The organism is Nonomuraea sp. NPDC050680 (assembly GCF_040654555.1).
In the GTDB taxonomy this organism is placed as follows: Bacteria; Actinomycetota; Actinomycetes; order Streptosporangiales; family Streptosporangiaceae; genus Nonomuraea.
Map to the genome: position 1 here is coordinate 26429 of NZ_JBFAIF010000028.1, position 12907 is coordinate 39335.

Annotated in this window: 11 protein-coding genes and 1 pseudogene; 5 read left to right on the plus strand and 7 right to left on the minus strand. The window is 70.5% G+C overall.

The features are described 5' to 3' along the window. Positions 1-38 precede the first annotated feature (38 nt). Positions 39-2351: a polysaccharide lyase 8 family protein gene (locus AB0H88_RS46810; RefSeq protein WP_357655936.1), complete on the plus strand. Its 2313-nt coding sequence runs from the start codon at positions 39-41 to the stop codon at positions 2349-2351. 36 nt (positions 2352-2387) lie between these two features. Here the strand turns inward: AB0H88_RS46810 and AB0H88_RS46815 are convergent, their stop codons facing one another. Together AB0H88_RS46815 and AB0H88_RS46820 are read right to left on the minus strand one after the other, a co-directional pair. Then, a complete protein-coding gene (locus tag AB0H88_RS46815) occupies positions 2388-3275 on the minus strand; it encodes a hypothetical protein (RefSeq protein ID WP_357655938.1) in 888 nt (295 codons plus the stop codon). 386 nt (positions 3276-3661) lie between these two features. Continuing rightward, the gene (locus tag AB0H88_RS46820) at positions 3662-4270 is read right to left on the minus strand and encodes a helix-turn-helix domain-containing protein (protein ID WP_357655940.1); all 609 of its coding nucleotides are present in this window, start codon (positions 4268-4270) and stop codon (positions 3662-3664) included. Between the two features lie 101 nt (positions 4271-4371). Here AB0H88_RS46820 and AB0H88_RS46825 point away from each other — a divergent pair, with 101 nt between their 5' ends. Continuing rightward, on the plus strand, positions 4372-5265 hold the full coding sequence (locus tag AB0H88_RS46825; protein ID WP_357655942.1) for an NmrA/HSCARG family protein: 894 nt from the start codon (positions 4372-4374) through the stop codon (positions 5263-5265). 104 nt (positions 5266-5369) lie between these two features. Here AB0H88_RS46825 and AB0H88_RS46830 read toward each other — a convergent pair whose 3' ends face one another. After that, entirely contained in the window at positions 5370-6011 is a 642-nt protein-coding gene (locus AB0H88_RS46830) for a helix-turn-helix domain-containing protein (RefSeq protein WP_357655945.1), read from the minus strand. A gap of 136 nt (positions 6012-6147) precedes the next feature. On the opposite strand from AB0H88_RS46830, the gene AB0H88_RS46835 reads away from it, so the two are divergent. Further along, positions 6148-6780: an NAD(P)H-dependent oxidoreductase gene (locus AB0H88_RS46835; RefSeq protein ID WP_357655948.1), complete on the plus strand. Its 633-nt coding sequence runs from the start codon at positions 6148-6150 to the stop codon at positions 6778-6780. Positions 6781-6889: 109 nt separating this feature from the next. Here AB0H88_RS46835 and AB0H88_RS46840 read toward each other — a convergent pair whose 3' ends face one another. Beyond that, positions 6890-7510: an L-threonylcarbamoyladenylate synthase gene (locus AB0H88_RS46840; RefSeq protein ID WP_357655950.1), complete on the minus strand. Its 621-nt coding sequence runs from the start codon at positions 7508-7510 to the stop codon at positions 6890-6892. A 115-nt stretch (positions 7511-7625) separates the two neighbouring features. Then, positions 7626-8231: a helix-turn-helix domain-containing protein gene (locus tag AB0H88_RS46845; RefSeq protein WP_357655951.1), complete on the minus strand. Its 606-nt coding sequence runs from the start codon at positions 8229-8231 to the stop codon at positions 7626-7628. Between the two features lie 70 nt (positions 8232-8301). Between AB0H88_RS46845 and AB0H88_RS46850 the strand changes: the two genes are divergently transcribed. After that, positions 8302-9195, plus strand: coding sequence for an NADP-dependent oxidoreductase (locus AB0H88_RS46850; protein ID WP_357655953.1), 894 nt, complete (start codon positions 8302-8304; stop codon positions 9193-9195). A gap of 378 nt (positions 9196-9573) precedes the next feature. Next, positions 9574-9999, plus strand: a pseudogene (locus tag AB0H88_RS46855) (Clp protease N-terminal domain-containing protein); the annotation flags it as partial. Between the two features lie 32 nt (positions 10000-10031). Here the strand turns inward: AB0H88_RS46855 and AB0H88_RS46860 are convergent. Both AB0H88_RS46860 and AB0H88_RS46865 read right to left on the minus strand, forming a co-directional pair. After that, a complete protein-coding gene (locus AB0H88_RS46860; protein ID WP_357655955.1) occupies positions 10032-11819 on the minus strand; it encodes a DUF2264 domain-containing protein in 1788 nt (595 codons plus the stop codon). A 26-nt stretch (positions 11820-11845) separates the two neighbouring features. Then, positions 11846-12904, minus strand: a complete 1059-nt coding sequence (locus tag AB0H88_RS46865; protein WP_357655957.1) for a LacI family DNA-binding transcriptional regulator — start codon at positions 12902-12904, stop codon at positions 11846-11848. Positions 12905-12907: the final 3 nt, after the last annotated feature.

Below are 12907 nucleotides of genomic sequence, written 5' to 3' on the forward strand. Positions count from 1 at the left end.
CTTTGAGCTGATATTCGCCCGATTGTCGGAAGGCCGCCATGACCCACCCCCTCAGCCGGCGGTCCGCTCTGCTGGGCACCTCGGCCGTGGCCGGCCTCGCTCTTTGGGACAGACCGGCCGAGGCGGTCGGCACCGCCACAGCCGGCACCGCCAAGGTCAGCGCCGCCACGTTCGACGCCGCGCGTGAGCGGTGGGTGAGCCTGCTGGCCGGCGGGTCGTACGACTCCGTCTACACCGACAAGGCGCAGGCAGTCGACGGCTCGGCCAACGCGGTGCTGCGCAAGCTGAAGCCCGATCCCGGCCGCCCGAGCCTGTGGCCCGACCTGCCGCTCGACGACCCCCGTACGGGCAACTTCAACCGCGCCTACAACCGCATGCGCACCCTGGCGCTGGGCTGGGCCACGCCGGGCACCACCATGCACCGGGACGGGCAGGTCGCCGACACCGCGATCATGGCGCTGGACTTCCTGTACGAGCACGCCTACCACGAGGGGCTCGACCGGCGGGGCAGCAACTGGTACTGGTGGGAGATCGGCGTCCCCCGCGCGCTGACCGACAGCTGTGCCCTGCTGTACGACGGCCTGCCCAAGGACCGCCTCGAGCGCTGGCTGCGGCCCTTGCGCCGCTGGTGTCCCAACCCGGAGCGCCGCGTCAGCCACCCCGGCGTCGTCGAGACCGGCGCCAACCGGGCGGGCAAGGCCACGGCGGTGGCGATGCGCGGATTGCTCACCCACGACGCCCGCCTCGTCAAGCGGGCCAGGAACGCGGTCTCCGACCTGCTGCGGCCGACCAAGGGCCCGGGCGACGGCTTCTACCGTGACGGGTCGTTCATCCAGCACGACGTGTTTCCCTACAACGGCAGCTATGGCGTGGACTACCTGGAGAGCGTGGCCAAGCTGATCGCCATGCTCGCGAGGTCACCGTGGGAGATCACCGGAATCGGCAACGTCTACGACATCGTGGATCGCTCGTTCGCGCCGTTCATCTTCGACGGGCTGATGATGGACTGCGTACGCGGCCGGCAGATCTCGGTGCAGGGCCACCGTGACCACCACTCGGGGGAGAAGGCGGTCGAGTCCATCCTCACCCTGCTCGAGGCGGCGCCCGAGCGCTACGCCCAGCGCTGGCGACCGTTGGTGAAGGGCTGGATCGCCCGCAACCAGGCCGCCCCCACGCTCCCACCGCTGGCGAGCATCAGCGGGGCCAAGGCCCTGCTGGAGGACCTGTCGGTGCCGGTCGGCCCGCGCATGACGGGCACGTACGTCTTCGCCGACATGGACCGGGTCGTACACCGCCGTCCCACCTGGGCCTACGCGATCGCGATGAGCTCGGAGCGCATCGGCGCGGCGGAGGCCATGAACCAGGAGAACCTGCACGGCTGGTACACCGGCGACGGCATGACCTACCTCTACACCGCCGACCTCACCCACTGGAACGACGACCTGTGGCCCACGATCGACCCGCACCGGCTGCCGGGCACGACGGTCGACACCCGCAGACGCGCCGACCTCTCGCACGGCAAGCGCCGCCTGCCGCCCACCCCGTGGGCGGGCGGCGTGGCACTCGACGGCGAGTACGGCGTGGCGGCCATGAAGCTGATCGCCGACGGCTCCTCACTGCGGGCCAAGAAGGCGTGGTTCCTGCTCGATGACGCGGTGATCGCCCTCGGCACCGGCATCGCCGCCTCCGACGGCCGCCATATCGAGACCATCGTGGAGAACCGCAACACTCACGACTGGCATCCGCCGCTGACCCAGGGCGACGGCTGGGTCCACCTGTCCGGGGTGGCCGGCTACGCGCTGCTCGACGGCGCCGACGCGAAGGTGATCCGCGACCAGCGCACCGGCCGCTGGCGGGACATCGACAAGGGCGCCACCACCGGCGGCGACAACACCCCCGTCGCCAAGCACTACACGACGATCCTCATCGACCACGGCGTCGATCCGCGCAAGGCGCGCTACGCCTATGCCGTGCTGCCCGAGGCCTCCATCGCGCAGACCGCGGCTTACCGGCAGCGGATCAAGGTCCTCGCCAACTCCGGAGCGGTGCAGGCCATCGCCCGCGACAACGTGCTGGCCGCCGTCTTCTGGCGCGCGGGCACCGTCGAGACCGCGGACGGACCGCTCCACGCCGACGGCCCCTGCACGCTGCTGATCCGCCGCGACCACCGGCGGGTACGGCTCGCGGTCTCCGACCCGTCCAGGACCGCCGACGAGGTGAAGATCAAGCTGCCCTGGCCGGTGAAATCGGTCGGGAAAAGCGACCGCGGTGTGCGCAAGTCCAAGCGCGCGGTCAAGGTGGAGGTCGGTCGCAGCCGCGGGCACGCCCACACCGCGGTGGTGCACGTCTGAACCTCTGAAGCAGCTGTTCAGTGCTCGGCCCGTCAGTTACGGGCGCGCGCGCTCGGTCACCGTGCGGGCGCGCAACAGGTGCGGGTGCAGGAGTTGGGCTCGTTGCCCGCGTACGCCGGCGGCGAGAGCGGCGTCGGTGAGCGCGGCCCCGATCCATTCGAGGTCCACGCTCCGGCCGTCGTCCCGCCTGATCAGCGGTTCTCCGGGGGCGCGGCTGGCGCACAGCGCGCGCAACAGGTGGCGGACCTCCGGCGACACCGGGAACGCGACGATGCCATCACGGCCGTCGCGCAAGGTGATCAGGGTCAGCCGGTCGGCGGGGGCCGAAGGGCGGACATCGTGGGCGGTCAAAGCGGCCAGCGCCTCCACGGAGGCGCCCGTCGCCTCCAGCAGCGCGACGGCGAGAGCCTCGGCCCACCGGCCCTCGTCGGCCAGCCGCCCGGCACCTGTTCGCAGCAGTCGCCGTTCGGCCGGGGTGAGCGGCGGCGTGCCGGTCAGGCCGCGATGAGATCGATCCGCACCAGACAGCCGGGCGAAAGCGTAGAAGGAGGCCAGCGTGGCGCGTCTCCGGATCACCGTCGTCCTGGTCAGGGGCTTGCCGGATGTGCGCACGCCAGTGGTGAGGGCGGTGTAGCAGTAGGCGTCCAGCTGAGCCTCGGTGGCGGTGAGCAGGTCGAGGGCTGGTTCGGCGGTGTGCAGCCAGCGCAGGAACGAGGCCAGGACCCGCAGCCGCGTCTGTCGCTGGGGCGCGGAGGCTTTCTCGCGAAGCCAGGCCGTCACCGTTCGCCGTGTCCGCGGATCCAGGGCGTCCACAAGGTCGACGTCGGCGGCGGGAACCTCGCCCCCATCGCCGGGGCGCAGGCGCGGCCGTAATCCCGGGATCTGCCCGACGCCGACCGGCGCTGGATCGCTCGCGGGTCTCATAGGGTCCCCGCCGGCGAGGGGAGAGGTGAGGCCGTCCCCGAACGTGTGCGGGATTCGCGCGGTGCTCTCCGCTTCGACCATGCTCAGCACGCGGCCGACGCCGTGACCAGGTCGGCGTTGAACATCGCGGCAGCCTCGCCGGCCGACCCGAGGACGCGGCGGCCCGTGCCTGACAAACCCATCATGAACTCGATCATCTCATGGCGCGTCGCCAACAATCCTCGCCTGACGCGGTGGACAGCCGCTGTCAGCTTTGAGCGCATGTTCAAGCGCCTGCCCCGGCGTCGGCGGCCGGGCGCGTTCGGACCCCGGTGTCTGCGGCCGGGCGCGTTCGGAGCCCGGCGTCCGTAGCCGGGCGCGTTCGGAGCGGTCACCAGCTGGCGCGGTCAGGGCGCGTTCCTCGCTGCTCGGCTCAGTGGAGGGTGCTCGGCGGGCGAACTCTTCAGGACGCCGCCGAGGGCCAGCCGCAGCAGCCGGTGAGCGCTGTCGGGATCGCCGTCGGAGGCCAGGGAGATCGCGTTGGCCAGGGCCATGAGATCGTGGACCGTCACCTCGGTGCGCAGGACTCCCGCTTCCTCCGCGTCCGCGACCAGGCGCGCCGCCGCATGATGGAGCAGGCCGTGGCAGCTGTCCTCCGCGGCGATGGCGCCGTCGGGGGTTGACAGCAGGGCTGTTGCGAGCCCGCGTGTGGTCGTGGTGTACGTCGTCAGCTCCTCGAGCCACATGGCGAGCGCGTCGCAGGGGGCCGTGCTGTCGGCGAGCTCTCGGGCGCGACGGCCGAGCCGTTCGACGCCCTCGTGGAACACCGCGTTGAGCAGGTCGTGCCGCGAGGGGAAGTGTCGGTGCAGGGTGGCTGAGCCGACGCCTGCGCGGCGCGCGATCTCTTCGAGTGAGGCCTGCGCGCCGTCCCGTTCGATCACCGCCTCCGCGGCCTCGAGCAGTCGCTGGCGATTGCGCCGCCTGTCTGCTCGGCCTGCCGGACCTGCTGCGTTCATCGTCGCGCCCACCCTTCACTGGACAAACGGAGGAGCCCCCCATATCGTAGCGTCCAGTAAAGCGGGGTGCCCCTCCGTTTATGGGGATGCTGGAGGTAGACATGTCGGATTCATCATTCGTGCTGGTCACCGGGGCGACTGGTCGACAGGGAGGGGCGACCGCGCGGGCGCTGCTCCGAGAGGGAACGGACGTGCACGCTCTCGTACGCGATCCCACCACGCCGCGCGCACAGGAGCTCGCCGGTCGCGGTGCCACGCTCGTGACGGGCGACCTGGAGGACCCGGCTTCGTTGCTGGCGGCCCTCGACGGAGCCCGAGGCGTGTTCTCGATGCAGATGCCCGACCTCGCCGACCTCATGGGCGACTCGGAGGTGCGGTACGCCGGCAATCTCGCCGCAGCGGCGCGGAAGGCCGGCGTCGAACAGATCGTGCACACCTCGGTGTCGGGGGCAGGCCGCCGGGACCCGATCGACGAGGAGCGATGGGGCGTCCACATGGGGCACTACTGGCGCAGCAAGGCCGCCGCGGAGCAGGCGATGCGTGAGGCGGCGATCCGCTACACGACCATCCTGCGCCCAAGCACGTTCATGGAGAATTTCATCTACCCGTCGTTCTACTTCCCTGAGGGAAAGCCGGACTACCTCCTGGTCGCCATCGATCCCGAAGTTCCCCAGCCCTTCGTCGCACTGAACGATATCGGCGCCGCTGCCGCCGCCGCGTTCGCCGACCCCGAGCGGTTCAACGGCGTGGAACTGGAACTGGCAGGCGACCTGCTGACCTTCCGCCAGGCGGCCACGATCCTCTCCGGCGTCCTCGGAAAGCCCATCACACTTCCCACCGACCCGTCGGAAGCACAGGCCGCCGGCCTGCGCAACGAGTTCGTCCTGTCGCAGCGGTACGTCAGCCTGCATCCCGCACCGGCGCGTCCCGAGTTCGCCCAGGCCCTCACGATCCCGACCACGACCTTCACCGACTGGGCCCACGCCACCCTCTGAACACGACGATCCCGCGAGGGCCTTGCCGCGCGCCGCGCCGCCACCTTGGTTCGTTATCGCAGTTCAGCGACCGGCCGATCGGTCAGTAGGCCGATCTCGTGATCTCAGCGTTCGGGTGACGGCGTTCGGCAGAGGCGTTCGACGATGGTCTGCCAGCTGTCGGCCAACGGGATGGAGGCCGGGGTGGGGTCGGCCGGGACGGATGGCGCCATGCTCAGGTAGAGCAGGATCGGGCCTTCGAGGGCGGCGGTGAGCTGGACGGCCAGGCTGTCGAGGTCGGCGATGTCCAGGTGTCCCTGGTGGTGCGCCTGTCCCAGGAGCATGCGGATGTGCAACCGGGAGAGGTTGTGCTCGCCGGCGGGGACGGGCTGGTTGCGGTCCAGGCCCGCGCGGACGATCGCGTGGTGGTCGAGCAGGAAGGCGATGCGGGCCCGGCCGTAGGCGATCAGCCGCTGCACCGGGTCGGCTCCGGGGCCGAGCGGCGGCGGCCCGCCCATGACGGTCTGCTGGAAGGCGCGGTCGTCCTCGTCCAGCAGGGCGTGGAAGATTCCCGCGCGGGTGCCGAACCGGCGAAAGACGGTCCCTTTGCCCAGGCCGGCTCGTTCGGCCAGGCCGTCCATGGTCACCTTCTCCACTCCGTGCTCGGCGATCATCTCTCGGGCCACCTGGAGCAGTTGCAGACGGTTGCGTGCCGCGTCCACACGTTCCGCGCGGGGACGGCCGAAGGGCACCACAGGGAGATCCACAAGTTCTCACCCTACCTCTGGAATATAAAGCGGGGTAAAGTCCGCTTATGCTGAGGCGGGTCGCGGCACTGGCACCCACGCCAGATCGCCGCCGATACCGCTGTGCCGTATGACGCGGCACCTAAAGGAGACGATCATGACTCTGTTCCGGCTGGACGCCAGCATTCTTCCCGACACCTCTTCCAGCGCCGAGCTGGCCGACCTCGTCGAAGCCGAGTGGACCGCCGCCCGGCCCGGTGTGCCGGTGGTGCGTCGTCACCTGGCCACCGACCCGCTGCCCGCCGAGGCCTGGGCGCTCGCGGCGACCGCGGGGTTCACCCCCGAGCCCGACCGCAGCCAGGAGCAGCGCGACGCGCTCGCGCTGGCGGTGCGGCTGGCGGCCGAACTGGAGGCGGCCGACGCGGTCCTGCTGGCCGTGCCGCTGTACAACTACGGGGTCTCTCAGCACTTCAAGACCTGGGCCGACCTGGTCATCGCCGGCGCGGGCGTCGGCACTCCGGTGCTGAAGGGCAAGCCGACCGTGCTGGCCACCGTGCGTGGCGGCGGCTATGGACCCGGCACCCCACGTGAGGGCTGGGACCACTCCACCCCGTACCTGACGCGGGTCCTGGCTGACATGTGGGAGGCCGAGCTCACCGTCGTCGAACGTGAGCTCACCCTCGCCGCCGCCAATCCGGCCATGGAATCGCTGCGCCCTCTGGCCGCGCAGTTGCACGGCGACGCCCTCACCGCCGCCCGCGCCGCGGGCCGAGAGCTGGCCGCCAAGTAGCTGTACGCTTCCCCCTTATCGGCTCAGGCCGTAGGGCCACATTGCGGTCCCGAATCCCGTTCATGCGCAGATCAGCCGCTCCGGCTCGCCGTGACATAGACGCGGCCGCCTACTCGAAGAGGGACGGGTCTCCCGTGCCGCGACGAAGAATCTCGGGCTCACCCTGCGAGAGGTCGACGACGGTGGTCGGGGTGGCGCCGCACTCGCCGGAGTCGATGACGGCGTCCACCACGTGGTCGAGCCGCTCCTTGATCTCCCAGCCCTGCGTCGCGGGTTCGGTCTCGCCGGGCAGCAGCAGGGTGCTCGACAGCAGCGGTTCGCCGAGCTCGGCCAGCAGCGCCTGCGTGACGACGTGATCAGGGATCCGGACACCGACCGTCTTCTTCCGGGGATGCAGCAGCCGCCGCGGCACCTCCTTGGTCGCTGGCAGGATGAACGTGTACCCGCCCGGAGTCGCCGCCTTGACCAACCGGAACACCGCATTGCTCACATGAACGAACTGACCGAACTGCGCGAAATCCCGGCAGACCAGCGTGAAGTGATGATCACTGCCGAGGCTGCGGATCTCCCTGATCCGATCGAGTCCCTCCTTGTTGCCCAGCCGGCACCCCAGCGCGTAGCAGGAGTCCGTCGGGTAGGCGATCAGCCCGTCCGCGTTTAACGACTCGACGACCTGGCTGATCAGGCGAGGCTGGGGATTGTCCGGATGCAGAGCGAGATACTTGGCCACACCTCGGATCTTAGAAGCGGCCGCCCCATGACCTGACACGCGACCCAAGGCTGAAGCCGAATACGTCGTGCCGGATACGCAGGAGTTCACCGCCGAGGTCTCCATCCCCTGCGCCTCACACCGCAACGCTTTCCCGCGTAGGTGGAGTGGCACCAGCGACCGCCCAAGCCGCCTCGATCATGCGGAAGATCTCGTCCACCGCGGTTTGCGGGTCGTCCGTTTCGCGGGCGACCGAGAAGGCGTCGACCACGAAACGTGCGATCGCGCTGCAGGTCGGCGTGGTCTGCGGCAAGTCCAGGTCGGCGGCGATGGCCGTTGCCAGCGACTGGGCGTGGCGCTGTCTCATCGACTCCTCGTACTGCCGCAGCGCCGGTGATTCCTCGATCATGCGCCACAGCGGGGCGGCGCCGTCCGCCGTGCAGTGCCGCACCATGGCGTGGATCTCGCGGCGCAGGGCGGGGATGAGCGCCTCGTGCGGCTGGCGGTCGGTGACCGCCCGCACGAGGCGCCGCTCGAAGTCCTCGTCCTGCTCGAAGACCAGGGCTTCCTTCGAGCTGAAGTGGGAGAAGAGCGTGGTCACGGCCACGTCGGCCTCGGCGGCCACCTCGCGGATGCCCACCGCGTCGTAGCCGCGCTCGGCGAACAGGCGCAAGGCGGTGTCGGCGATCTTCTGGCGGGTTGCGGCCTTCTTGCGCTCGCGGCGTCCGGGGTGCTCGGTCATGCGTTAACGCTATCAGATGCTAAAACGCAACCGTTTCAAAAAGCTAACTGTTAGTGTTATGGTCTGCCGCATGAAGAAAGTGAACTTCGCCGAGTTCGGCGGTCCGGACGTCCTGCACATCATCGAGGCCGAGGAACCGCATGCCGGCCCCGGCCAGGTGCGCATAGCGGTGCGGGCTGCAGGCGTGAACCCCGCCGACTGGAGAATCCGTGAAGGCCAGATCCTGAAGGCCCATCCGATCCGGCTGCCCGCCGGAGTCGGACTGGACGCCTCAGGAGTGGTCGACGAGATCGGGCAGGGCGTCGAAGGGTTCGAAATCGGCGACCGCGTGTTCGGCGAAGGCGCTGACACCTACGCCGAGTTCGCCGTGCTCTCGGCCTGGGCTCGGATGCCCGACGGCCTGTCCTTCGAAGAGGCGGCCGGGTATCCCTCCGTGGTCGAGACCGCGTTGCGCGTCATCGGCCAGGTCGGCGTCCAGCCCGGGCAGACGCTCCTTGTCAGTGGCGCCTCGGGCGGAGTCGGGTCCGCGGTGCTGCAGATCGCCCGCGACCGTGGCATCACGGTGATCGGCACGGCCGGGGCGGCGAACCAGGACTATCTGCGCAGCCTTGGTGCCCTCGCCACGACATACGGCCCCGGCTGGGTCGACAGAGTGCGCCAGCTCGGTCCCATCGACGCAGCGCTCGATCTCGCCGGCTCCGGCGTGATTCCCGAACTCCTGGAGCTGACCCGGGACCCGCGGAAGGTCGTCTCCATCGCCGACCTCAACGCGCCGCAGTTCGGCGTCCGCTTCTCCGGCGAGGCCGGAAGCGTGCCGGAGGCACTCTCCGAGGCCGCCGCGCTCATCGTGCGGGGGAAGCTCCACATCCCGGTCGACAAGACCTACACGCTGGCCGAAGCCGCGAAGGCGCACATCGACAGCCGCGCCGGCCACACACGCGGCCGCCGCGTCATTCTCGTCTAGTGCCGCCTTGGGCGACGTTCGCCCTGGTGACGATCTGACGGAGGCGGATGTCGTCTGCATGCCGGTTCCGCCAGGTGATGTAGCGGCGGATCATGCTGCCCCGCTCCTTATGGCTGGCCTGGTCGGTCCCGTCCAGCGCGAAGTGAGGCAGGCGGTGAATTGTGCCTCGATGCGGTTGAGCCACGAGGAGTTGGTCGGGGTGCAGGCGATCTCGACGTTGTTGGCCTCGGCCCAGTCATCGCTCAAGTCTGATACATCCGCCCCGTCGGCGGGACCCACCACACCGACAAGGCAAACGTTGCCTGATACGGCACTAGCATGCGCAAGGACAAAGCCGGGTTCACCGGCCTGAGTGACTGCTTTCCGAGGAGTGGCGGGATGTTTGAGAAGTTCACCGACCGAGCTCGACGTATTCTCGTCCTGTCCCAGGAAGAGGCCAGAACGCTCAACCACGACTCCATCGGCACCGAGCACGTTCTGCTTGGTTTGATCCGTGAGGATGAGGGGGTGGGCGCCCAGGTTCTCAAGAACCTGGGCCTCAGCCTTGAGGATGTGCGCCGGCAGGTTGAGGAGAGCCGGGGCCGAGGCGAGTCCGCTACGTCGGGCTACCTTCCGTTCACGCCGGCGGCCGGCGAAGTGCTCCAGGCGGCGAACCAGGAGTCCGTGCGGCGCGGCCTTGACTACATCGGCACCGAACACCTCCTGCTCGGGCTCATCCGCGACGGTGCGAGCGTGGCGGCCCAGGTGCTGGTCAAGCTCGGAGCCGACCTCGACCAGGTCGGGCGGACCACGGACGAACTCCTCCAGCAGTACCTGGCCCGATAGACGCCCGGCAACTACACCGGCGGGCCGATCAGGGGCTCGATGATCTCCCACGCGGGAGGCTCCGGCCACCCGTCCGCCGCGTCCGGGCCCGCGGGCCCCAGGCCGAGCACCGCGCAGGCCAGCAGGTGTTCGCCGGGCGGCAGGTCGCCCTTCAGCGTGGGGATCGTGGTGCGCGCCGTGAGCACGTTCGTGCCGGGCAGGGCCGTGACCAGGTCGCCCTCCCGTCCGCCGGTCAGGTCCTCGATCACGCACAGGCCGTGGGGCGAGTCGAGCCGGGCCCGGCCGGAACCGGTGTCGACCCGGGTGGGCGGCCGGTCGCGGTCGACCGCGAAGGCGCCCTCGGCCGTGCGCAGCGCCCGCCCGGTCGTGATCCGGTGCACCCGTACGTGCCACGGGGGCAGCGCCACCAGCCAGGTCTCGATCTCCACGTCATCCCAGGGCGTCCAGCGGGAGTGCAGGACACCGTCGGCGGCGGAGACCTGGTCCGGCAGTTCGCACGGCCGCCAGTGCTCGCCGTCCTCGCTGAGCGCCAGCGTGCTGTCGAAGGCGCCCTGCTCCAGCTTCAGCGTCCCGGCGGGCACGCTGAAGCCGAACCGCGTGGAGTAGGCGAACTTGGCGTACTTGGCCGCGCCGTGCCGCGCCCACGGATTGCGCTGCCCCGCGCTGAGCAGCACCACGTGCCGTCCCTCCTCGCAGCGCATCAGCGCCACGCCCGCCTCCGGCTGGGTGCTGACCTCGGGCAGCGGGGGAGCGTCGGCCTCCTTGGCGGTCCAGAACGGGTGCTCGGCGGGCAGGGCGAGCGGCAGGAACGCCTTCATGGCCCAGTACGGCGAGCCGGGCGCGTTGTACTGCTCGGCCATGTGCGGCTGGGGGTAGCCGTAGCCGATGGTGAGCAGCCCCGCGCTGTCGCGGATGGGCCGGCGATCCCACCAGCGCAGGTTCCGCAGCAGGTGCCCCTTGGTCACCCCCCACGGCAGCGCCTCGACGTCGGCGAAGGCCAGCGCCCCCCAGAACGCCGACTGCGCGAACCGGTAGGTCAGGCTCCTGCCGAACGGGACGGCCACCCCCTCACTGGTGAACCAGTGCTGGAAGTCCTGGGCGAACGTCGCGGCCCGCTCGCGGAAGCGCCCGGCCCGGTCCTGGTCGTGACCGAGCGCGGCGTAGATGAGGCCGTAGTAGTGCATGGCGAACGGGATGTAGTAGTCGCGCTGCCACGTCGGCCCGTCGGAGTACCACCCGCGCCCGAGGTCGAACTCCTCCAGCCGGTCGAGCCTGGCCGTGTTGGCGTCGTGGTCGTGGGAGATCCCGACGCGGTCGAGCCCGAGCCCCACCATGACCGGGAAGAACAGCCAGTTGTTGTTGTTCGGCTCCACGGTGACGGCGTGCCGTAGCCAGGCGGCCACCGTGTCGCGCTGCGGGCCGGTCAGCGGGTCCCAGATCCGCTCGGGGGCCAGGGCGAGCGCCAGGCCGATGGCGGCGGTCTCGACCAGCCGCTGGTTCTTGTCGAAGACCGTGCCCCAGTAGTCGGGGTGCTCGGGGTCGGTCCCGGCGGCGAGCCCGGCGCTCCAGAGCTCCCAGTGGTCGAACGCCCCGCCGCCGGCCGCCAGCGGCGCCAGCCCCCACAGCGGGCGTGCAAACGCTTCCAGCTCGGCGGCCGCCTGGTCGTAGTGGGCCGTGCTGAACCCCAGCCGCAGCCGTCCCCGGCCCGGACTGAACCGCGAAATCAGGGGCTTGACCAGGTCCAATACCTGACGCGCCAGGTCGTCTCGATCGCCGCCGGGCAGGTCGTCAGTGTGCACGGGGTCTCTCTTTCGCTGGGAAAGCGCTATCCCGAGCTAGGTTTCCCCCCGCCGCCCTCGCTTGTCAACACCGCGGGAACCCGGGGCGGGGCGGTGCTGTCGCGGACCTGAAGCTCCATCGGCAGGGTCACCGGTGCCCCGTCGTGCCCCTCGGTCATGAGGGCCTCCAGCATCTCGGCGGCCTGCCTGCCGAGCTGCCCCCGGGGCACCGACACCGTGGTCAGGCTCGTGTGCGCCACGTGGTCCAGCGCGATGTCGTCGAACCCCACCACCGACAGCTCCTCGGGAACCCGCACCCCGAGCTCGCGCATCCGGGTCACCGCCCCCAGGGCCACCAGGTCGTTGTAGGTGGTGAGCGCGGTGGCGCCGGTGCCGGCCACCCCGGCGGCGGCCTCGTACCCGCACTGGCTGGTGGACCCGCACGGCAGGATCGTGACGGACAGGCCGAACGCCTTGGCGGCCTCCAGCGCCCTGATCCGCTCGGAGTTGGCCCAGGACACCTCGGGCCCGCTCAGGTAGGCGACCCTGCGGTGGCCCAGCTGCGCCAGGTGGCCGCAGATCAGCATCATCCCGCCGAAGAAGTCGGCGGAGACGGCGGGCGCGGCCAGGCCGGGGACGATCCGGTTGAGCAGGACGAGCGGATGGCCCCGGCCGGTCAGGGCGGCCAGGTCGGCGCGCTCCATGCGGGAGGAGGCCAGCAGCACCCCGTCGCAGCTGCGCATGAGGTCCTCGACCAGGTCGTGCTCGATCGAGGGGTCGTCGTCCGACTCCATGACCATGACGCGGCGCCCGTGAGAGCGGGCGACGGCCGAGACCGCCTTGAGCACGCCGGGAAAGTAGGGATTGGCCAGGTCGGGGACCAGCACGCCGATGGTGCCCCACTCGCCGCGGGCCAGCCCCTGCGCCGCCGCGTTGGGGCGGTAGCCCAGCTGTGTGACCGCGTCGTGGACCCGCGCCGCCAGCGCGGGATCGACCTTCGCCGTGCCGTTGAGCACGCGGGAGACGGTCGAGGCCGACACCCCCGCGGCCGCCCCGACGTCGCTGATCGTCACCCGGCTCCCGCGGCCCTGCCGCAGATTACGCACCCG